Genomic DNA, 20,000 nt, shown 5'->3' with positions numbered 1-20,000 from the left:
GCGAAACGCCTGCGCCAACTCGGGACTATGGTCGAGGCAACGCTGCTAGGCCGGTGAACTTTCAGATTTTATCGGTTGAGATTTACCAACGAGGCAAGCGCCCGGCGTCTCGGCGCTGCGGGCCGCCTGCGCTTTGGCCGCGCCCACATGGACGCCCGCCGCGCAAACGAGGCCCGCCGCCAGCAGCAGAGCCGCCCGCATGATCTGCGCGGTCGAGAGCGTGGCGCGCTGGGCGCGAAGCGGCGTGCGTGCGGCGCTCTCGCGCCGAGCTTGGCGCGTCATTTCCCGTATGCGCGCGACCGGCCGGCGACTCGTCCCCTCGGTAATCCTTCGCGCGTCCATCCGCCCCTCCTCGATGCTCCGCCGCCTCGATGCTCCACAGGGCAATTTGTCCGCATGGGATTTACGAAGCGTAAAAGTGCTTAGAGCGCTTTCCGATCGAACGGAATCGTTCGATCGATCAGAATTCGCTCAAAAGAAAGAAGGCTAGAGCGTCATCTCGATCCAATTGGATCGGATGACGCTCTAGCGACTTGCCGCAGCATCGGCGCCGGCGAACGCCCTTGCGTTGCGGCGCCGAACAGGCACGCTCACGCCATGAGCGAACCGATTCTCCTTTGCGCCGGCGCCGACGACCGGGCCTCCGTCTCGCCTCTCGGCGCGCAATTGCTGTCCTGGCGCGCGCAGGCGATCGAACTGCTCTGGTCGCCCGACGCCGCCGTCTGGAGCGAGACGGCGCCGCTGCTCTTCCCGGTCGTCGGCTGGACGCGCAATGGAACGACGCGCGTCGCCGATCGGGAGTTCACGCTCGGCCTGCACGGCTTCGCGCGGCGCAAGCGCTTTTCGCTCGTGGAGCGGTCGCAGGCGGCCGCGCGCTTCGTCCTCGAGGCGGATGAGGAAACGCTGACCCTCTACCCCTTCGCTTTCCGGCTCGAGGCGCGCTTCGCGCTGCGCCCGGGAGAGCTCGAGATCACGCTGCTCGCGACCAATCGCGACGAGCAGCCCCTGCCCTATGCCGCCGGCCTGCACCCCGGCTTCCGCTGGCCGCTGGCGGGCTCCCGCGCCGATCACACGATTCGCTTCGAGCGAGCAGAGCGGCCCGAGGTTCCGGTCATCGCGCCGGGCGGGCTGTTCTCGGAGCGCCGCCGGAGCATTCCGCTCGACGGCGCCGTCCTGCCGCTGACGCGCGAGCTGATGGCGCGCGAGGCGCTGTGCTTCCTCGACGCCGCGAGCCGGCGCCTCGCCTATGACAATGGCGCCGGCCTGCGCCTCCATGTCGAGCTCGATGATTTTCCTCATATCGCCTTGTGGTCGGCGCCGCCGGCGCCCTTCCTCTGCATCGAGGCGTGGACCGGCCATGGCGATCCCGAGGATTTCCGCGGCGATCTCTATGAGAAGCCGTCGATGCGCATCCTCGACCCCGGCGCGAGCGCGAGCCATCGCGCGACATTCCGCCTCGAGACAGGCGCCCCGGGAGCAGCGGAATAATCCTTGCTTCTACTGAGCCGATAGGATAGCGCGGCGCCATCCCGCGCAGAGGAAAAGCTCCATGAAATTCGCCGGAAATGTCATCGAAGCGATCGGCAACACACCGCTCATCGAGCTGAGGGCGGCCTCGAAGGCGACCGGCTGCCGCATTCTCGGCAAGGCGGAGTTCATGAACCCGGGCGGTTCGGTGAAGGACCGCGCCGCTCTGTCGATCGTGCAGGACGCCATCGCCCGCGGAACGCTGAAGCCGGGCGGCGTCATCGTCGAAGGCACCGCCGGCAACACCGGCATCGGCCTCGCGCTCGTCGCCAATGCGCTCGGCTTCCGCACGGTGATCGTGATTCCGGAGACGCAGAGCCAGGAGAAGAAGGACACGCTGCGCCTGCAAGGCGCCGAGCTGGTCGAGGTTCCCGCCGTCCCCTACGCCAATCCCAACAATTATGTGAAGCTCTCCGGCCGTCTCGCCGAGCGTCTCGCCGCCGAGCGTCCCGAAGGGGCGATCTGGGCCAATCAATTCGACAATGTCGCCAATCGCGACGCGCATGTGCAGACGACCGGGCCGGAAATCTTCGCCGACGCCAATGGCGAGATCGACGGCTTCGTCTGCGCGGTGGGCACCGGCGGCACGCTCGCCGGCATCGGCATGGCGCTCAAGGAGCGCAAGCCCTCGGTTGCGATCGCCATCGCCGATCCGATGGGCGCGGCGCTCTATTCCTATTACCAGACTGGAGAATTGAAGTCCTCCGGCTCGTCGATCACCGAAGGCATCGGCCAGGGCCGCATCACCGCCAATCTCGAGGGCGCGCCCATTGATCTCGCTTTTCAGATCGCCGATCAGGAAGCGCTGCCGATCCTGTTCGATCTCGCCGAGAACGAGGGGCTGCTGCTCGGCGGCTCGTCCGGCGTCAATGTGGCGGGAGCGATCCGGCTCGCCAAGGAGCTCGGCCCCGGCCATACCATCGTGACCATTCTCGCCGATCTCGGCACGCGCTACGCCTCCAAGCTCTATAATCTCGAATTCTTGCGCGGCCTGAACCTGCCGACGCCGCGCTGGCTCGAGCGCGCCGGCAAGATCGACCCGGGATACGTGTAGCGCGCCCGACTCACGGTGCGTGCGCCAATGTCTCGATCGCCTCGGCCATGTCGACGTCCTCCGGCCGGTTCACATTGAAGAACGGGTCGAAAGGCGAAACTGGCCATTCCGCGGTCACATTGGGATAGCGCTCGATGAAGGCGCTCACCTTGCGCAGATCCTCCTGCACCAGCGCATGGCGCAGCTCCTCGCGCAGAGCGACTGGCCAGAGCGCGACGGCATGATGCACGCGCTCGCCGGAGGAGGCGACCGCGATCGCCGCGCCTGCCGCAGCGCGCGCGGCGGCGAGACGTGCGACGAGATCGGGCGGAACGAAAGGCGTGTCGGCCGGAACGCTCAGCGCCAAACCGACGTCGGGATGCGCGGCGGCGACATGGTCGAGACCAGCGAGAACGCCGGCGAGCGGCCCCGCAAAGCCCGGAACGCCGTCGGCGAGGATCGGCAGGCCGAAAGCCGCGAAACGCTGGGGCTCGCCATTGGCGTTGAGCGCGAGGCCGACGCATTGCGGCGCGAGCCGGCGGATGACGTGCTCGAGGATCGAAGCGCCGCCGATCTCGATCAGCGGCTTGTCGGCTCCGCCCATGCGCCGCGCCTGCCCTCCCGCGAGAATGATCCCGAAGCACTGCGTCATTCGACTCCCCGCCGGCCGGCTGCTCTCAGAATCTATACCATAGGGCGCCGATGAGGCCGCGCTCCGAGGAATCATTGACGCCGCGCAAAGCCGCGCGCGCGCCGATCTGCACGGCGACCTCGCGGGTCACATCATAGACGGCGCTGAGCTGCAGGCGATGCGAGGCGGTGAAGGCGGAGCCCGAAGCCCAGGGCGTGAAATAGGCGAAGCCCTGCGCCAGCAGCAGCACGCTGTCCAGCGGCCGCAGGCCGGCGGTGGCCTCGGCGCGGACCTCGGCGCCGTTCTGTCCCGCCGAGCGATAGCCGACCACGATTTCGGAGAATCCCGGCATGCCGAGCAGCTCGACCGGCCAGCCGATCTGCAGGCGGCCATCCCCCTGAACATGCTCGCTCATGTCGAGAAACTTGCGCCCCTCGCCGACCGCGGCGCGCAGGCTCGCCTGCGCCGAGACGATCGCCGGCCCGAGCTGCAGCAGTTTTACACGCGCGCCGAGCGATTGCGAGCCTGGGCCGGCGTAGCGCGCCCCCTCGCCGACGCCCGGCGGCAGATGGAGCGGCGTGCGGGACTTCGCCTGCTCGATCAGGACGGCGAGCTGCGCGGCCTGCTTCTGCGCGTCGGAGCCGCGAAAGCGCAGATAATTGGTCTCGGCGACGAGCGTCAGCTCGTCGAGGAGTCCATATTCGGCGTAGAGCTGCGTCTCGAGCTTGTGATAGGAGGGCGCCGCGACGAGTCGGCCGAGAGAGTCATAGGCCTTATGCGCATCCGCGAAGCTCGTGGTGAGGATGGCGACGCCCTCGCCCACAGGTTGCAGAAAGGCTCCGGCGGCGCCGGGCGTCGTGAAAGAAATCGACGCGAGCAATCCATAAAGCCGAGGGTCCGCCCACCCACGCATGGAACCACGCACGAAAACGACTGAAAACGAAAGGCTAGAAGATACAGCTGCGACCACGCTATTGCGAAACGGATTCGCGGGCAAGTGGCGTGTGAAGGACGGAGATGGCGTTTTACCCTGCCTTTTAGGGGGAGGTTCGGACCTCGAAGAGTGGCCGTCCTTCGAGACGCCGCCTGCGGCGGCTCCTCAGGACGAGGGTTGGGGAATTTTATCCTTCACCCAATTACCCCCTCCCGAGCGCCTTCGGCGCAGGGCCTCCCCTCGCGGGGGAGGTGGGAACGCCCTTTCCAGCTATGATTCTCGTTCGCCCGATCGCCCTGCGGGCTCATGGCGGCAGCGCTGATCGCGATCGGCGCCAAACCAATATATTGGAGCAGCGTCCGCCCTGCGCGACGTTATTTCATGAATTTGACGGCTCGAGAATGAGGCCGCCGATCGCGATGAGCCGCCGTGGTCTCGATCTTGGCCTCGAGCCGCAGCTCGGACTCGCGCAGATCGGCCTTCGTCGCCACCGAGTCGCGCAACGCCGCGTCAAGCGCATCCGCCTGGGCGCGCGCCTGCTTGTCGTCGAAGCCGGCCTCTTTCAGCCTGCCGATATAGGCGAGCCGATCGAAGGTGATGGCGGGCGAGGTCATGCGCATAGGATAGGCGCAGGCAAGGCCGGAATCAATCGACAGGGGGGCGGGGCTCAGGGCAATCGTGAGAAGGACTATAGCCCCATCACCCTCGTCCTGAGGAGCCCGCGAAGCGGGCGTCTCGAAGGACGGCAATGGGGGGGAACCTTCGGTTTCGCCCTGCGGCCGTCCTTCGAGACGCCGCCTACGGCGGCTCCTCAGGACGAGGGGGTAGGGATTTTTATCCTTCACCTGATTGCCCTGGGGCGGGGCTGCGGCTCGGCTGGATTGGCGGCTCCGCGCCAGGAGTGGATATTCGACCTGCCGGAACCGTAGGTCGACTTTCCTCTGATCTCGCGGACGTTCGCGGCGCTGGATTCGCGGTAACAAGGTCGAATCCCGCGAGACCCGCCATTTTCTGCCGTATGGCTCCAAACGGTACGGGGGGCCGTCTCGATCCTGTACTTTAGCTTGAAGCCTCTCAGCACTTTTCCGATCGTGCTTCAGTTCACCCAGTTGCGACGGCCGTCTTCAACCAATCGCGCACAGCCCGCACATCGTTGCATGCCATCTTCTGCAGCGTCGCAACGACATGATACGTCTCGCCCTCGATCACAGGCCCGAATGGATGGACAAGCGCCCGAGCCCCGATTTCCGGCTGCGCGAGTACGAGACTGGCTATCGCGACGCCATGCCCGGCGATAGCCGCTTGGAGGGCGTGGCCATCCTCCGAAAGGCGCGGGCCCTCTTCAACGGCCAGGTCGGTGACGCCCGCCAATCTCGCCCATCTCCGCCAGTCGGGCGCTATACTCGGCTGCTTCCATTCGACATGCAGCAGCGTGGCGCGCCTGAGGTCGTCCGGGCTGGAAAGGCGAAGGCTTGGGCTGCACAGAACTCCGAATCGTTCAGATAGAAGCGGCTCCGCCACCAGTCCATCGAACGGTCCGGCTCCATAGCGAACGGCAATATCCGCGACACCCGAGACCAAATCGACCAATTCGTCGGAGGCGTGCAGCCGCAGATCGAATTCGGGGTGGTCTGATCGAAATGATCCTAGCGCGGGAAGTAGTCGTCGGGCCGTGAACAAGGTCGTCGCCGCCAGCGTCACTGCCTTGCGCCGGTGCTGTGGCGCAAGGTCCGCGATTGCGCGCTCAAAGGCGTCGAAGCCGTCGCGAAGGGTTGGATAGAGGCGCTGACCCGCCTCGGTCAGCGCAACACGTCGAACCTGACGGACGAACAACGCCATTCCCAGCGCTTCTTCCAGAAGTCTGATCTGGTGACTGATTGCGGTCGGCGTCACGAGCAGCTCATCGGCTGCTCTTCGGAAGCTGAGATGACGGGCGGCGGCCTCGAAGGCGCGCAGAGTTGCGAGCGGCGGCAGCCGTCGATGACGGGATAGAGATGAGTTCATCTCACTTATCAGATGAGCGATTTGCATTCGTTATATGCCATTGTTCAATGGTAATCGCATACGCAGAACAATTATAACAGATGAAGGGATTTCTCTATGCCGCCCGATGAGTCTCACTCGATCCGCCTTCTCCATATCGACGCCAGCGCCCGAACCGGCATATCGGGCCGCGATCGCCATGGCTCGCACACTCGGCGCCTGAGCCAACGCTTTATTGAGCGCTGGTTGGAAGCTCGGCCGATGGACGTGGTCACGTATCGGGACGTCGGAAGCGCGCCACCCAAACCTGTCAGCGAGGACTGGATCGCAGCCGCATTCTGCCCGCCGGATTGCCGTAAGGAAGCCCAGCAGGCTGTGCTGGCGGAAAGTGACCAACTGACGGCTGAGCTAGTGGCGGCCGATCTCATCGTCATTGGCGCGCCGATGTATAATTTCGGCTTGCCGGCGCAACTCAAGGCATGGATCGACAATATCGTGCGCGTCGGCGTTACCTTCGGCTTCGACCGGTCGCGCTCGGGCGAGCCCTATTGGCCAATGTTGCCTCTGGGCAAGCGGTTGGTCATTCTGACGGCGCGCGGCGATTTCGGCTACGATCATGGGGGCCGACTGGCTGGGATGAATCTCGTCGAAGCGGGCTTGAAGATTCCGATGGCCTATATAGGGCTCCACGACACCAATACCGTGGCAATCGAATATGACGAGTTCGCCGATGGACGCTTGATGGCTTCGATCGCAGCGGCGGAAGTGGCCGTCGATCATTTGGTTGGACGCCTCCTGGCGAGCGACCCGGCCGGGAATTGAATCGATCATTAACCCGGATTCGGAGCCCTGCGGCGGGCAGCGGCTCGGATTGACCGGCTGGCGCTGCGCCAAAAGCGAGCCTTCCCGCGCAGCTCCATAGTGGCGGGTTATGCGAATCTTAACTGGAAATCTGTAATATCGACCAAACTATCGAGACCGAGATTTAACGCCATGGATATACATGCCGGCTTGCCTGACCAAATCGATATGGCCGACGCGGAACAGGATAAATGGGTAAGGGCGAGCAACGATCCCGCTATCTGGCACGAAGCCGCAATCGCCGTCTTTCTTTACCTTGGCGATAAGCACGGTTTTCTGACCTGGCTCGTGCAGCAACCAGATATGGATCGGGCGACTGCAGGATGGTTGTTTCTCAGCCGGCGAGGATCGGAATATCTTCAGGGCGCGCGAGATGGCTTTTACTCAAAGCTTCCCGACGATGAACACTGCAAATTGCTAGACGCTCTCTGCAAAAGAAGCGAGAGATTGGGCTTTCGGTTCGATCGTATGGGAGTAAATTCCACTTGTGAAGAGGAGAGGCAACGCTGCGGTGAGGTCATCGCTAAAGGCAAGATTGCCGCTGGCATTGTTCCACCGGTGGCCATTCTCGAGAAGCCATTTACAAAATCACCGGGAGCGTCCATCTACGAATGCCATGACGGCGAACTCCTGAGCCTTAACTTCCTTCGGGCGTCGCTGCCCGAAATTTACGGAGATTGAGCAGGGCGGACGCTATGCTGCATTGCTGAACATCGATTGTTCTCGTGGAGGCTACGCAAGAGATTTTAAGAAAAAATCGCTGCCTGCCGATGCAACGCCTTCCTCATTCATTGCGTGTCCATCCGGTTGAGCTACCCGCGACGAGGGCAGGTGAAACACTTGGCCCGGCCGGCCTATTCGAGCTAGCTCGCGCATCCGGCGTCGTTCGGGAAAAGCTGCTGGAATCCGCGGGAAGCGACTTCGGAAACGCCAGCCCCGCGCGGTCGAGAACGAACTACATCTGGTGGGTGGATGCGAAGGGTCATGAGCGGTCGACTCCAAACAACCGCCACCGCAAGGCGCAATTGCGCTACACGGTAAACCTCTCGCCCTTGAAATCCACCCGCTCCAACCGCAGCTCGCCCTTCGCCTCGAACGCATCCGCCCGCAACCGCAGCGCGCCGTCGACCATTTCGATCCCGAGCAGCGCATAGGCGGCCGAGAGCATGCGCGCCGCGGCGCCCGAATACCAGGCCCAGCCGCCGCGCCCCTCATAGCCCGGCCCCTCATAGACATCGGCCGGCTGCTGATGCGGCGGCAGGCCGTAGATGTCGGCCTGCGCGGGGGTCGCGAGCTTGGAGAGCGGCGAGATCGCTGTCCAGGAGTCGAAAGCGCGCGCGAACAGGGCTTGCGCCTCGACTGTGTCGCCGCGCGACGCGGCGTCGACGGCGAGGCGTGTCAGCGCGTCGACCAGCCAGGAGACGCCATGCGAATATTGGCCGCCGTTCTCGCGCACGCCGGGCGGATATTCGGCGCTGCGGCCAGGATAGGGGCTCGAATGCTCGTCGAAGGGCGGCGTCACCAGCAAGATGCGGTCCGGCCGCGCGAGCTGCGCCAGCGCCGCGTCGAGCGCTTCCTTGCCGCGGGCGAAATCGACGGCGCCGGACAGCACTGGCCAGGAGGCGGTCATCGCGCTCATCGGCGCGACCTCGCGCCCATCATCCGCATAGGCGCGCAAAAAACGGTCGCCGCGCCAGCAGGCGTCCAGCGCCGCGCGCAGCGCCTGCGCGCGTTCGCGATAGCGCGCCGCCCGCTCGGTCTGCCCGCGCAGCTCGAACAGAGGCGCGATGTCGGCGAGAATGCCGTGCAGGAAGAAGCCGACCCAGACGCTCTCGCCGCGCCCCTGCGCGCCGAGGAGATTGAGGCCGTCGTCCCAATCGCCCGCGCCCATCAGCGGCAGCCCATGGGCGCCGAAACGATCGAGCGTGAAATCAATCGCGCGCGCGCAATGCCCGAGGAGATCGTCCTTGTCGCGCGAGGTCAGCGGCACGCTCGCATGGCCTTCTCGATCGGGCGGCGTCAGCTCCGCCTCGAGGAAGGGCTCGACCGCATCGAGAATGGCGACGTCTCCGGTCCCCGCGACATAGCGGATGGTGAGATAAGGCAGCCACAGATGCGGGTCCGAGGCGTGGGTGCGATCGGCGATCCCGCAGCCGCCGCCCGGCGCGTCATGCCACCATTTGACCGCATCGCCCTCGATGAACTGATGCGCCGCATGTTTTAAAATCTGCGCCCGCGCCAGCTCCGGCGCGAGATGGATGAGCGGCAGCACGTCCTGCAATTGGTCGCGATAGCCGGTGGCGCCGGAGCGCTGCGCCGGGCCGGTGCGGCCCCACAGACGCGAGGCGAGCAGCTGATAGGGCAGCCAGTCGTTGACCATGCGGTCGAAGTCCGGCCGATTGGTTTTTATGCGCAAGACGCCGAGCCGTGCGTCCCAGGCGCGCCGGGATTCTTCGAGCTCCTGCAACGCATAGTCGGGCTCGCGCGCGCGCAGCGCCAGCGCCTTCGAGGCGTCGAGCGAGCGCGTCTGGCCGAGCGCGACGACGACGAGCGCCTCGCCCTCCGCCGGCGCGTCGATGGTTCCGGCGAAGCTCGCCACCTTGCGTTCATGCTCGGGCGCGCCGGCATCGGGATGGCCGTGCTCGACCATGTAGGGAAGCTTCGGATCGCGGCTCTCATGGCCGAGGAAGCGGCGCCGCGAGGTCTCGGCGAATTCCGCCGGCAGCGAGGTCGACACGAACGCCCAGCCGTCGACGAAATTATTGCTCGGATTGCGGAAGTAGAGCGCGCGCTTGTCCTCGCCGACCAGCGCCTCGATGCGGCCGAGGCTCTCGTTGGGCGTCTCGGCCAGCACCATCTCCATCATCGGCACGATCTGCAGCAGCCGCTCGTGATCGCGGCGATTGCAGATGCGCAGCAGCCGGTATTCGACCGGCTCGTTCGGCGCGACGAAGACGGTGAGCTCGAGATCGAGCCCGTCGCGATGGGCGCGATAGATCGCATAGCCGAGGCCATATTCGACCTCATAACGCGCGTCGCGCCGGCGCAGCGGCACGAAGGTCGCCGAATGCGGATCCTGGCGGGCGAGGTCGTAGACATAGATCGCCTGCCCCGCCGGAGCCATGCGGCCCTCGCCCATGCGGAAGGGCGTCAGCGCATTGAGCCGCGAATTGCCGTGGAAGGAATAAATATCGCCGTGATTGCCGAGCACGGCGCCCTGGCCGAAGGCGTTGGCGATCACATGGGCGTAGGCGCGCGGCGTGTCGGGCGTGAGCGTCAGGCTGCGGCCGTCCTCGGCGAAGCGATAGCGATGCTCGGCCGGCGGCGCCGGATGAATCAGCGCGCGGCGCCTGGCGAGCGCCGTCTCCACCGCGTCGAAATCGACGCCCGTGCGCGCGAGATGCTTTTCGATCGCGCGCGCCGCAGCGCGAATGTCCTTCGCCCAGCCGTCGACGATGACGATCTCCGCCGAACCGCCGGGCGGAATTTCCAGCTCCGCGCGCAAGCTCGCGATCGGCTCGAAGCCATAGAGCAGGCCTTCGTCCGAACGGTCGCGCGGCGCGTCGCCGTCGAGCAGGCTGTCGGGCGCGCCGGCGGGCCCGAGGCCATAGAAGCGCGCCTTCACATCCTCATAGCCGATGACGCGAAGATGGGTCCCGTCGCCGGCGCCGATCGCATGAAAGCCGACCTCGGGCGAGAGACGGCGGTCGACATCGTGGCGCGCGCCGCCCTTCAGCAAGCGGTTCTGCGCGATGATCGCATCGAGCGCGCCGATGTACCATGTGCCGATGTGAATGGCGTTATAGGCCGCGTCGCGCTGCTCGACGCCGGTCTCGTTCAGCACCCATTCGCGCAAGCTCGCGAGCGTCAGCCGGCGCGGCCGCTGCTCGAGATCGACGAGCCGCAGCCGCGTGATCTCGACCGCCTCGTCGGGAGCGAGCGAAATCTTCGCCTCCATGGCGAAGCCGTTCTGCTCGCTCAAGAAGTAGAGGAAGGTGCAGCCCTCGCTCTCGAGCGAGATCTTTTCGCAGCGCGTGCAGGTCGGGGCGGAGCCGAACGACCACAGCTCGCCGCCCTCCTCGCGAAAGAACAGGAAGCGCCCGCGCGGATGGGCGTGATCCTCGGGACGGCGCGTCAGATCGATCGGCGGCCCGCCGCGCGCGACGCCTTCGACGCGCATCGCGCCCTGCCCGTCCTCGAACCATTGGCTGGAGACGAGGCCATTGGTCAGCTCGAAGGGCTTGGAGCCCGGCGCGCCGCCGCGGCCGGTGATGCCTTCCAGCGGCAGCTTGCCGGCGCGGGCGAGCTGCACCAGCAGGAAGATGACCAGCGCCAGCGCCAGCAGGCCGGCGTAAGCGAGATAGCCGCCGAAGAGATAGGCGTAGGACGGCGGCCGCAGCGTCGACATGCGCTCGGCGGCGCTCCAGGCGGAATCCCATTCGGCGCCGCGCGGAATGTAGAAGGGCAAAAGCAGCGGCGCCCAGGTGCCGAAGCGGCGCAGCCCTTCCGGGATCGCCCGGCTCTTCTGCGCCTTGCCGATGAAGCGCGCGGCCTTCTCGTCGGCGATATCGCCGCCGACGAAGGAGAGGTTGACGAGCGTCGCGACGCGCAGGCCCATGTGATCGAACCAGATCACGACGCGCACCACGTCATAGGCGAGCAGCGCGGTGAAAATGTCGAGGCTCCAGGCGCGGAAATCCTGGCCCGGCAGCGCATAGCCCATCCAGGCGGCGACGCCGGTGCGAATGAGTCCGTCCTGATTGTACCAGGTCGGATCGGGCGTCGCCTTCAGGAAGGAATAGATCACCGGCGCCATCCACAGGCCCCAGCGCAGCACGCGCACGGCGTTCTCGATCAGCATGTCGAGCCCCTCGAGGCTCGCGAGCTGACGCAAGGGGGCGAGGCTGCGCCTCACCAGCGCGGTGAGGAAGAACAGATTGATCGAGAACAAGGGCGCCGCGAACACCCATTGAATGACGCCCGAGAGCGACTCGTCGAAGAAGAGGCGCACGCCGCCGTCGACGACGCCGAGATCGGTCGCGCCCCATTTGGAGAACAGCGGACGGATCACATAGGCGTTGAGCGGACGGCCCTCGGCCGAATAGCTCAGCGCGATATAGGCATAGAATTTGTCGACGATGGTCTTCAGCTGACCGGCGTCGAGATACCAGCCGATGGCGCCGCCGACGAGGCCGCCGAGCAGCGCCCCGAGCGCATAGACGCGCCAGCTGCGCAAATGCTGGCGGCGGTCGTTCATCAGCGCATGGAGGTCGAAGCCGGCGTCGACGCCGGCATAGGCGAGCGCGCCGGCGAGCGCGCCGAACAGGAAGCGCGCGCCGCCATCCTGGTCCGGCAGGCCGAAGACCAGCGCGAGCCCGACCGCGGCGCCGGCCACCGCGCCCCGCGGAAAATTCTCGATGCGGCGATATTCGTGCTCGAGCCGGGCAAAGAAGGGCGGCGTCGAATCCGTGCTCTCGACGATGGCGCGCGCCAGCGGATAGGCCGCCGCGCCGATGATCGCGCCGCCGACCGGACCCGCGGCGGCGATGACCGCGAGCGCCGGCGGGAAGGTCACGACGAGTCCGACGACGAGCAGCAGCGCCATGAAGACGAGGCCATAGACGGCGCCCTTGGCGGCGCCTGTGCGCCAATCATTGAAGACGATGACCGGCAGCGAGGGCGTTCCGCGCAGCATCCCGGCCATCGCCTGGGTAACGAGATAGGTCTCGCCCCAGAGGCCCGCCTGGGCGACGGCGGCGAGCGTCGCGGCGGCGACGACCGCGACAGGGCCCGGGAGAGACGCGACGAAAGACGTCGAGGCGAGGCTGGCGATCTCGGGCGTGAGCGCCGCCGCGAGCGCGGCGAGGGACAGCACGCCATGCGGACGCCATTGCTGCGGAAGATAGCGGCCGAGCGCCAGCGGCGCGCCGACGATCGCCGCCTCGTTCAGCAGAAACAGCACCAAGGTCCGCCCGACGACCACGCGCGCCTGTTCCGGAACGGCGAAGCCGAGAAACAGCGCGCCGCCCAATTCGCCGATGACCGGTGAGCCGAGCGCCGCCAACAGGCAGAACAGAATGGGAAGAGCGAACAGCGCCGCGCGCATGGCGAAGCGCGAGGCTCCCGGCGCGACGGCGACGCCGACGAGATAGAGCGTAACCGCGACGGTCGCTCCGACCGGGGTCAGCGCGAGCAGCTGATCGAGCCGCTGCGGCGCCCGCCACAGGACGCCGGCAGGATCGCAGAGGAAGGCGAGCGCGCCCACAGCGGCGAAGTCGATCGCGAAATCGACGCCCTGGCGCAGGCGGCCGACGGCTGGGCGCAGCACATAGAGGGCCGTCGCGGCGAAAAAGCCGGCGATGAGGAGACGCTCGGAGCCGCCGCCTGCTTCGAAAGCCGCGGTCGCGGCGCAGAGCGTCCCGGCGACGAGGCGCTCGAAGCGCCCGATCGCGAAGGACAGGCCGACATCGGATGCCGCCATCGAGAAACCTCCAACTTGCGCACCGGCCGGCGACCGGCGCGCCAGGCCCGGAATCGAGCCGACGAGCCTCTCGGAAGACTTGCCGGATGGAGCGGCAAAAGTCGACCCTCTCCGCCGGCGGGCGAGAGTCGGACGGCGCAATAAGCGTTTTCACCGAGGCCGCGCGCCCTCGCGCGCGCCGATTGCCTTGCTTTCTCCGCTATCTCGATCAGAAAACGCAAGAATCATTCGCGATCCTGAGCCATGCCCGCGATCGCGCGGCGCCGGCCCGCGGCGACGCTTTCCGGTCGCCAGCCGAGCGCGGCAGGCTATAATGTCCGCAATGCGCCATGCGGCCCTTCGTGCGAATGAGTGAGATGGACGAATCCCAACGGCGCGGCCCGGGAGCCGCGATCGGCGACTTTCCCGCCGCGGCGGCCGTCGCGGAGCGGCGCGTTCCGCGGGCCCGCATCGCCAATGGAGCGCGCGCCGAGCCCGCGCCCCCCGAGACCAAGGAGGCGCGCGTCGCCAATCTGACCAGCGCGCTGCGGCGCGCCCGCCTCGCCAATGCGGAGCGTTCGGACGTGATCGCCGATCTGCGCGAAGCCGAGGTCGCCCGGCTGGAGATTTTGCGCGATCATCTCGCGCCGGTGCTCGCGCAGGTGCCGAAAGACTGCGATCTGTTCGACGTCGGCGTCACCCATGGCGAGCGCCCGCGCCTCTTCGTCGATCACGTCGGCTTCGTCGAGATGGGACGCGACCGCCGCGTCTATCGCTTTCTTCAGGACACGCGCCACGGCCGCGTCACCATCGGCGAGAGCGAGAATGTCGCGACCGTGGTCGACGCGATCACCGAATACATCGCCCATCGGCTGGTCGAGCGCGAGCGCGCCCTCGCCTTTGATTTCGCCGGACAGGGCGGCGCCCGCGCCTTCGCCGCCGAGGCGCGCGCCCCGCGCTCCGCCCTGCCGCGCCGCGCCGCCGGCCTGCGCGAATCGGCCTATTCGGCGGCGTTGTTCGTCGCCCAGGGCGCCGGCGCAGCGGCCTTCTTCGGCCTCGCATGGCTGCTCGCGACGCATTGGCTGCGCTGATCTGATAGAGCTGCTAGAGCGCCAGCGGCCCCAGATCCTCCACCGTCTCGCGGCCCTCGTCGATCCCGCGCGAGCGTCCGGTGACGACGACGCCCTCCCCGCCACGCTCGATCTCATAGAGATTATAAGCTGCGGCCCGATAATGCGCCCCCGGCCGCGCCGAGGCGGACGCCGTCCCGACCACCGGCGTCGGGCCGTCGCGGCCCGCGAGGCGATGCACGCTGATCGCGTGATTGTGCCCATGCAGCACCAGCTCGGCGCCGTGGCGGGCGATCGCCGCTTCGAATTCGGCCGCGTCGTCGAGCCCGCGCAGCGGCTTGGCCCCGCCCCGATACGGCGGATGATGCAGCAGCACCACGCGCGCGAGCCCTTCGGCCCGGGTCTGATCGAGCAGCATCCCCAGCCGCTCCAGCTGCGCCGAACCGAGCCGGCCGGAGGCGACGAAGGGCGCCGTCGGCACGGCCGAATCGAGGCCGATGAGCGCGACGCCGTCACGCCGGCGCAAATACGGGAATCCCTCGCCCTGCCCTGCGCTCGTCCATTCCGAGCTGGTCCATGGCGCGAAAGTCTCGGCGACCCGCGCGACCGAAGCGCGCACATAGGCGTCGTGGTTTCCGGGGGTGAAGCTCACCTGCTCCGGCCCGCCGAGCGTCATCAGCCAGCCCCGCGCAGCCTCGATCTCGGCGTCGAGCCCGACGTTCACAATGTCCCCGGTCATCGCGATATGGTCGGGCTTTTGCGCCGCTATGTCGGCGACGATGCGCGCGAGCACGCCCATGTCGTGGAACTGCGCGCGCTTGTGCAGCCAATTGGCGTAGCCGGTGATCCGCTTGGACGCGAGCTCACGCAGGCTCGGCCGCGGAATGGGACCGATATGGGCGTCGGAGAGATGCGCGAGGACGAAGGCCATTGGCGAATTCTCAAGCGCCGCCGATGATGACGCCGGCGGCGAGCACGATCGCCCCGCCGAGCACGATCTGGAACACGGCCTGCAGGAAAGGCGTGTCCATATAGCGTGCGCGAATGTAGGCGATGGTCCAGAGCTCGACGAACACCACCGCGGCGGCGATGGCAGTGGCGATCCTGAAGTGATCGGGGATCGAATCCGGCACGAGATAGGGCAGCGTGTGGCCGAGGCCGCCGAGCGCGGTCATCAGCCCGCTGACGCCGCCGCGCAGCAGCGGCGAGCCGCGTCCGGTGAGCGAGCCGTCGTCCGACAGAGCTTCGGCGAAGCCCATGCTGATTCCGGCGCCGATCGAGGCCGCGAGGCCGACGAGAAAGGTCTCCCAATTGTTCTGCGTGGCGAAGGCGGCGGCGAACAGAGGCGCGAGCGTCGAGACCGAGCCGTCCATGAGCCCGGCGAGCCCCGGCTGCACATATTGCAGGATGAAGAAGCGCCGATAGGCGACATCCTCGTCGCCGCGCGCGCCGGGCGTGAGGATGGTCGAGCCGAGCCGCACCGCGAGCGTCTCGTGGCCCTGCTCGGCCGCGGCGAGATCGCCGAGCAGCTTGCGCACGCCGACGTCCGTCGCCCGTTCCGCCGCCTTTTGATAAAAGCGCGCGCTCTCATATTCCATCACCTCCGCTTCCTTGCGGATCGTGTCGAGCGGGAGGTTGCGCGTGAGCCAGACGGGCCGGCGGCGCAGGAAGCCCTTCACGTCCTCGCGGCGGATCGGCGGCAGATGGGGGCCGAAGCGCTTCTGATAGAGGCCGAGCAGAGCGTGGCGATGCGCGGCCTCCTGCTCCGCCATCTCCTCGAAGACTTTCGCCGAGGACGGATAGCGCTCGGCGAGATCCTCGGCGAAGCTGAGATAGATGCGGCCGTCCTCCTCCTCGGAGGCGATCGCCACCGCCAGAATCTCGCGCTCGGAGAGGTCTGAAAGCGATTTCAAACGGTGTGGCTCCTTGCGGACGACGCCGGATCAGGGCTAGAGCGCTTTCCGATCGAACGGAATCGCTCGATCGATCAGAATTCGCTCAAATTAAAGAATGCTGCAGCGTTATCCGATCCATTCTGGGTCGGATAACGCTGCAGGCAGGCGTCGGACGACGCGACGAGATTGGACGTCTTCTTAAGATGCGCGAGACCGAAACGCCAGAAAAGAGCGCAGCGATGCGCGACGCCCGCGACGGCGGCTTGCTGAGCCGGCTCACGACCCGGCTCATCACCTATGGCGCCTTGGCGGCGCGGCCGCTGACGCTCGGCGTGCGCGGTCTCGTCGTCGACCCGGACGGCCGCGTTCTGCTGGTGCGGCACACTTACGTCTCCGGCTATTACCTGCCCGGCGGCGGCGTCGAGCCGGGCGAGACGCTGGAGCAGGCGCTGGCGCGCGAATTGTCGGAAGAAGGCAACATCGAGCTCGAAGGTCCGGCCGAGCTGCGCGGAATCTATCTCAACCGCAACGTCTCGCGGCGCGACCATGTCGCGCTGTTCGTGGTGCGCGCCTTCCGCCAGACGGCGCCGCGCACCCCCGATTATGAGATCGCCGAGGCGGGCTTCTTCGCGCTCGGCGCATTGCCCGAGACGACCACGCGCGCGACGCGCGAGCGGCTGGAAGAGGTTTTGGTGGCCGGCGCGGCCTCGCCTTATTGGTAGGCGGGCCGGGAGGGCGCGCATTTCGAAGAGGCGCTGTCTCCCCGCGAGAAGGCCCGCTTCTCAACCAAGGTCGCCGTCGCCCGCGAGCCGCGCCAGATCGCGCCAGCCATAGGCGAGCTGCGGAGCGCCGCGCCGAACCGTCTCGCGGCCGAAGCGGCGCCCGCCCAGCGCTTCATAGAAACGACGGGCCGGGAGATTGTCGCGGAGCACGACGAGGCCCGCCCATTTCAGCCCGTCGGCGCGCATCTCCTGCGCCATGCGCCGCATCAGCGCGCGGCCGAGGCCGCGGCGTTGCGCCGAGCGCAGCAGATAAATCGCCGAAATCTCGGCCCCACGGCCGATCCGCCCGCGAAAGGCGAATTGATGCGGCCGCCACTCCGAAAAGCCCACGGCGACGCCGTCGTCGTCGATCGTGAGCAGAACATTCGCCGTGTCCGCGGCGAAGGCCGCTCGCCAGTGATGGAGGCGCTCCGCCGATGTGAGCTCCGCCATCGTCTCGGCGGGGAGAAGGCCGGAATAGGTCTCGCGCCAGCAGGCGAGGTTCAGCGCGGCGATGCTCTCGGCGTCCGCGGCGCCGGCGGCGCGGATGCGAGAGCCGCTCACCAGGGTCTCGCCGGCGGCGGATCGATCAAAAGGCCGAGGTCGCGCCAGCCATAGGCGACCTCCGGCACGCCGCGCCAAGCTCCTTCGACGGCGATCTTGCGGCCGCCGATCTTCTCATAGAAGCGCCGCGCCGAAAAATTATGGCGCAACACCCACAGGCTCGCCCATTCGATCCCTCGCGCGCGCAAATCTTCCGCCATGCGCCGCATGAGCCGCCGCCCGAGCCCGCGGCGCTGCGCCTCCTTCAGCAGATAGATCGCCTGGAACTCGCCGGCATAGCCACGTTCGCCCAAGACGTCGTTCTGCTGCCCGCCGCAGGCGCAGAAGCCGACCGGGACGCCGTCCGCGCGCAGCGCCAGAAACACGCTCGGCGCCGGCCGTCCCGCGTCCGCGGCGCCGAGCGTCTCGCGCCATTGGGCGAGCCGCGTCTCGAGCGTGTAATCGGCGAGAACCTCCGCCGGCGCGAGGCTCGCATAGCTCTCCGCCCAGCTCGCCACATGCAGGGTCGCGATCGCATCGGCGTCGGCGGATGTCGCCGGTCTGATCTCGAGCTCGCTCATGACGGCCTTTCAGCAAGACCGAGGCCAGCCGCGCTCTTTTCTCACAGCCGGGCCGCGTGTTATGCGCGCTCGTCATGATCGATCTCGTCATTCGCTTCTCGCCGCAGACGCCGGCCGACGCGCCCGCCATCGAAAAGCTCGAGGAGCGGGCCTTCGGTCCGGGACGCTACGCGCGCACGGCCTATCGTCTGCGGGAGGGCGTCGAGGCCGATCTCGCGCTCTCCTTCGTCGCCCATGTCGGAACGCTGCTGGTCGGCGCCAACCGCATGACCAGGATTCTGATCGATTCCTCCCCGGCCCTGCTGCTCGGCCCGCTGACGGTCGAGCCCGCCTTCCGCTCGCAGGGCCTCGGCGAGGCGCTGGTCAAGAAGTCGCTCGACGCGGCGCGGGAAGCCGGCCATGGGCTCGTCCTTCTGGTCGGCGATCTCGACTATTACGCGCGCCTCGGCTTCGCCCGCGTGCCGCGGGGCAAGATCATCATGCCCGGCCCCGTCGATCCCGAACGGCTGCTCTATTGCGAGCTCTGCGAAGGCGCCTTTGCGGCGGCGCACGGCCGGATGCGGCGGCTGTGAGAGGGAGGCGGCATCCCCTCCTCGCCCGCTATGAGGCTCTCATCGCGAACGGCGCGCTCGAGCGCGATCCCGCTCAGCTCGAAGCGCTGGCGCGGCTCGAAGCGCTGGCGCTGCGCCTCTCCGAGCCCGAGCCGGGCGGGATCGGCGCGCGGCTGCGCGCCCTGCTGCCGGGCGGCGCGCGCGAGGCGCCGCGCGGGCTCTATATTCATGGGCTCGTCGGGCGCGGCAAGACGACGCTGATGGATCTGTTCTTCGACGCGGTCGCCGTCGAGCCCAAGCGCCGCGTGCATTTTCACGCCTTCATGGGCGAGGTCCACGCGCGCCTTCTGCGCGCGCGCCGCGCCGGCGAGAGCGATCCGCTGGCGCGCGTCGCCCGCGATATCGCCGGCGAGGCGCGGGTTTTGTGCTTCGACGAATTCTCGGTGACCGACATCGCCGACGCGACGATTCTCTCGCGCCTCTTCACCGCGCTGCTGGCGCAGCGCGTCATCATTGTCGCGACCTCCAATGTCGAGCCGCGCCGGCTCTATGAGGGCGGACGCAATCGCGATCTGTTCCTGCCCTTCATCGCGCTCGTCGAGTCGCGGCTCGACGTGCTGCGGCTCGACGCGCGCGCCGATTTTCGGCTGGAGAAGCCGGCGCTCGGCGAGGTCTTCTTCACGCCGGCCGACGCGCGCGCGCATGCGGCCGTCGACGCGCTGTTCGCCGAGCTCGCCGGCGCCGCGAAAGGCGTTTCGACGCGCCTTCGAGTCGGCGGCCGCGACGTCGAGATCCCCGAAGCGGCGAATGGCGTCGCCCGCTTCGACTTTACGGATCTCTGCTCGCGACCGCTCGGCGCCGCCGATTATCTCACCTTGGCCGAAAGCTTCGACGTGATCATCGTCGAGAATGTTCCCGCCATGACGCTCGACCGCCGCAACGAAGCGAAGCGCTTCATCACGCTCGTCGACATTCTCTACGAGAAGAAGACGCGGCTCATTGTCTCGGCCGAAGCGGAGGCCGACGCTCTCTACGCCGCGCCGACGGGCCATGAGGCGCAGGAATTCGCCCGCGCCGCGTCGCGGTTGATCGAGATGCGCTCCGGCTCCTATCTGGAGGAGAGCGCGGCTCAGACGTCGATCAGCCCGGCGTAGATGGCCTCGGCGACCG

The 20,000-nt window shown here is 67.3% G+C and carries 18 protein-coding genes; 8 read left to right on the top strand and 10 right to left on the bottom strand.

Going from position 1 to position 20,000, the window contains the following annotated elements; translation table 11 throughout:
* Positions 1 to 45: 45 nt before the first annotated feature.
* Complete coding sequence (locus K3F48_RS02950) at positions 46 to 282, bottom strand: hypothetical protein (RefSeq protein WP_222573916.1); 237 nt, start codon at positions 280 to 282, stop codon at positions 46 to 48.
* A gap of 315 nt (positions 283 to 597) precedes the next feature.
* On the opposite strand from K3F48_RS02950, the gene K3F48_RS02945 reads away from it, so the two are divergent.
* Together K3F48_RS02945 and K3F48_RS02940 are read left to right on the top strand one after the other, a co-directional pair.
* Positions 598 to 1,488 carry an aldose 1-epimerase family protein gene (locus tag K3F48_RS02945; protein ID WP_222573915.1) on the top strand — a complete coding sequence of 297 codons (891 nt, stop codon included), beginning with the start codon at positions 598 to 600 and terminating at the stop codon, positions 1,486 to 1,488.
* Between the two features lie 61 nt (positions 1,489 to 1,549).
* Positions 1,550 to 2,581: a cysteine synthase A gene (locus tag K3F48_RS02940; protein ID WP_222573914.1), complete on the top strand. Its 1,032-nt coding sequence runs from the start codon at positions 1,550 to 1,552 to the stop codon at positions 2,579 to 2,581.
* 10 nt (positions 2,582 to 2,591) lie between these two features.
* Here K3F48_RS02940 and mobA read toward each other — a convergent pair whose 3' ends face one another.
* The 4 genes from mobA to K3F48_RS02920 form a co-directional block, all read right to left on the bottom strand.
* Positions 2,592 to 3,212: a molybdenum cofactor guanylyltransferase MobA gene (gene mobA, locus K3F48_RS02935; RefSeq protein ID WP_222573913.1), complete on the bottom strand. Its 621-nt coding sequence runs from the start codon at positions 3,210 to 3,212 to the stop codon at positions 2,592 to 2,594.
* 25 nt (positions 3,213 to 3,237) lie between these two features.
* Positions 3,238 to 4,071: a hypothetical protein gene (locus K3F48_RS02930; RefSeq protein WP_255608085.1), complete on the bottom strand. Its 834-nt coding sequence runs from the start codon at positions 4,069 to 4,071 to the stop codon at positions 3,238 to 3,240.
* Between the two features lie 428 nt (positions 4,072 to 4,499).
* Positions 4,500 to 4,739, bottom strand: coding sequence for a hypothetical protein (locus K3F48_RS02925; RefSeq protein ID WP_255608084.1), 240 nt, complete (start codon positions 4,737 to 4,739; stop codon positions 4,500 to 4,502).
* 487 nt (positions 4,740 to 5,226) lie between these two features.
* Positions 5,227 to 6,156, bottom strand: a complete 930-nt coding sequence (locus K3F48_RS02920; protein WP_255608083.1) for a LysR substrate-binding domain-containing protein — start codon at positions 6,154 to 6,156, stop codon at positions 5,227 to 5,229.
* A gap of 69 nt (positions 6,157 to 6,225) precedes the next feature.
* Between K3F48_RS02920 and K3F48_RS02915 the strand changes: the two genes are divergently transcribed.
* Together K3F48_RS02915 and K3F48_RS02910 are read left to right on the top strand one after the other, a co-directional pair.
* On the top strand, positions 6,226 to 6,930 hold the full coding sequence (locus tag K3F48_RS02915) for an FMN-dependent NADH-azoreductase (RefSeq protein WP_222573910.1): 705 nt from the start codon (positions 6,226 to 6,228) through the stop codon (positions 6,928 to 6,930).
* 171 nt (positions 6,931 to 7,101) lie between these two features.
* A complete protein-coding gene (locus K3F48_RS02910; protein ID WP_222573909.1) occupies positions 7,102 to 7,650 on the top strand; it encodes a hypothetical protein in 549 nt (182 codons plus the stop codon).
* 349 nt (positions 7,651 to 7,999) lie between these two features.
* Here the strand turns inward: K3F48_RS02910 and K3F48_RS02905 are convergent, their stop codons facing one another.
* Complete coding sequence (locus K3F48_RS02905; RefSeq protein ID WP_222573908.1) at positions 8,000 to 13,450, bottom strand: GH36-type glycosyl hydrolase domain-containing protein; 5,451 nt, start codon at positions 13,448 to 13,450, stop codon at positions 8,000 to 8,002.
* A gap of 356 nt (positions 13,451 to 13,806) precedes the next feature.
* On the opposite strand from K3F48_RS02905, the gene K3F48_RS02900 reads away from it, so the two are divergent.
* Positions 13,807 to 14,520, top strand: a complete 714-nt coding sequence (locus tag K3F48_RS02900; RefSeq protein WP_255608080.1) for a hypothetical protein — start codon at positions 13,807 to 13,809, stop codon at positions 14,518 to 14,520.
* 13 nt (positions 14,521 to 14,533) lie between these two features.
* Here the strand turns inward: K3F48_RS02900 and K3F48_RS02895 are convergent, their stop codons facing one another.
* Both K3F48_RS02895 and mbfA read right to left on the bottom strand, forming a co-directional pair.
* Entirely contained in the window at positions 14,534 to 15,430 is an 897-nt protein-coding gene (locus K3F48_RS02895; RefSeq protein WP_222573906.1) for a metallophosphoesterase, read from the bottom strand.
* Positions 15,431 to 15,440: 10 nt separating this feature from the next.
* Positions 15,441 to 16,412: an iron exporter MbfA gene (gene mbfA, locus K3F48_RS02890; RefSeq protein ID WP_222573905.1), complete on the bottom strand. Its 972-nt coding sequence runs from the start codon at positions 16,410 to 16,412 to the stop codon at positions 15,441 to 15,443.
* Positions 16,413 to 16,633: 221 nt separating this feature from the next.
* On the opposite strand from mbfA, the gene K3F48_RS02885 reads away from it, so the two are divergent.
* Entirely contained in the window at positions 16,634 to 17,116 is a 483-nt protein-coding gene (locus K3F48_RS02885) for an NUDIX domain-containing protein (RefSeq protein ID WP_222573904.1), read from the top strand.
* A 60-nt stretch (positions 17,117 to 17,176) separates the two neighbouring features.
* Here K3F48_RS02885 and K3F48_RS02880 read toward each other — a convergent pair whose 3' ends face one another.
* Both K3F48_RS02880 and K3F48_RS02875 read right to left on the bottom strand, forming a co-directional pair.
* The gene (locus tag K3F48_RS02880) at positions 17,177 to 17,719 is read right to left on the bottom strand and encodes a GNAT family N-acetyltransferase (RefSeq protein WP_222573903.1); all 543 of its coding nucleotides are present in this window, start codon (positions 17,717 to 17,719) and stop codon (positions 17,177 to 17,179) included.
* On the bottom strand, positions 17,716 to 18,279 hold the full coding sequence (locus K3F48_RS02875) for a GNAT family N-acetyltransferase (protein WP_222573902.1): 564 nt from the start codon (positions 18,277 to 18,279) through the stop codon (positions 17,716 to 17,718). The genes K3F48_RS02880 and K3F48_RS02875 overlap by 4 nt, the downstream gene beginning before the upstream one ends.
* Before the next feature lie 74 nt (positions 18,280 to 18,353).
* Here K3F48_RS02875 and K3F48_RS02870 point away from each other — a divergent pair, with 74 nt between their 5' ends.
* Both K3F48_RS02870 and zapE read left to right on the top strand, forming a co-directional pair.
* On the top strand, positions 18,354 to 18,851 hold the full coding sequence (locus K3F48_RS02870; protein WP_222573901.1) for a GNAT family N-acetyltransferase: 498 nt from the start codon (positions 18,354 to 18,356) through the stop codon (positions 18,849 to 18,851).
* Complete coding sequence (gene zapE / locus K3F48_RS02865; protein ID WP_222573900.1) at positions 18,848 to 19,984, top strand: cell division protein ZapE; 1,137 nt, start codon at positions 18,848 to 18,850, stop codon at positions 19,982 to 19,984. The genes K3F48_RS02870 and zapE overlap by 4 nt, the downstream gene beginning before the upstream one ends.
* Positions 19,985 to 20,000: the final 16 nt, after the last annotated feature.

It is taken from the genome of Methylosinus sp. Sm6 (genome assembly GCF_019802345.1).
Taxonomy (GTDB): domain Bacteria; phylum Pseudomonadota; class Alphaproteobacteria; order Rhizobiales; family Beijerinckiaceae; genus Methylosinus.
This window is presented reverse-complemented; position numbering and strand designations above follow the sequence as displayed.

What these genes read in the sequence shown, in the direction of transcription:
- K3F48_RS02950 (WP_222573916.1), bottom strand. Translation starts at nt 282, where the DNA reads ATGACGCGCCAAGCTCGGCGCGAGAGCGCCGCACGCACGCCGCTTCGC.
- K3F48_RS02945 (WP_222573915.1), top strand. Translation starts at nt 598, where the DNA reads ATGAGCGAACCGATTCTCCTTTGCGCCGGCGCCGACGACCGGGCCTCC.
- K3F48_RS02940 (WP_222573914.1), top strand. Translation starts at nt 1,550, where the DNA reads ATGAAATTCGCCGGAAATGTCATCGAAGCGATCGGCAACACACCGCTC.
- mobA (WP_222573913.1), bottom strand. Translation starts at nt 3,212, where the DNA reads ATGACGCAGTGCTTCGGGATCATTCTCGCGGGAGGGCAGGCGCGGCGC.
- K3F48_RS02925 (WP_255608084.1), bottom strand. Translation starts at nt 4,739, where the DNA reads ATGACCTCGCCCGCCATCACCTTCGATCGGCTCGCCTATATCGGCAGG.
- K3F48_RS02920 (WP_255608083.1), bottom strand. Translation starts at nt 6,156, where the DNA reads ATGCAAATCGCTCATCTGATAAGTGAGATGAACTCATCTCTATCCCGT.
- K3F48_RS02915 (WP_222573910.1), top strand. Translation starts at nt 6,226, where the DNA reads ATGCCGCCCGATGAGTCTCACTCGATCCGCCTTCTCCATATCGACGCC.
- K3F48_RS02910 (WP_222573909.1), top strand. Translation starts at nt 7,102, where the DNA reads ATGGATATACATGCCGGCTTGCCTGACCAAATCGATATGGCCGACGCG.
- K3F48_RS02905 (WP_222573908.1), bottom strand. Translation starts at nt 13,450, where the DNA reads ATGGCGGCATCCGATGTCGGCCTGTCCTTCGCGATCGGGCGCTTCGAG.
- K3F48_RS02900 (WP_255608080.1), top strand. Translation starts at nt 13,807, where the DNA reads ATGGACGAATCCCAACGGCGCGGCCCGGGAGCCGCGATCGGCGACTTT.
- K3F48_RS02895 (WP_222573906.1), bottom strand. Translation starts at nt 15,430, where the DNA reads ATGGCCTTCGTCCTCGCGCATCTCTCCGACGCCCATATCGGTCCCATT.
- K3F48_RS02885 (WP_222573904.1), top strand. Translation starts at nt 16,634, where the DNA reads ATGCGCGACGCCCGCGACGGCGGCTTGCTGAGCCGGCTCACGACCCGG.
- K3F48_RS02875 (WP_222573902.1), bottom strand. Translation starts at nt 18,279, where the DNA reads ATGAGCGAGCTCGAGATCAGACCGGCGACATCCGCCGACGCCGATGCG.
- K3F48_RS02870 (WP_222573901.1), top strand. Translation starts at nt 18,354, where the DNA reads ATGATCGATCTCGTCATTCGCTTCTCGCCGCAGACGCCGGCCGACGCG.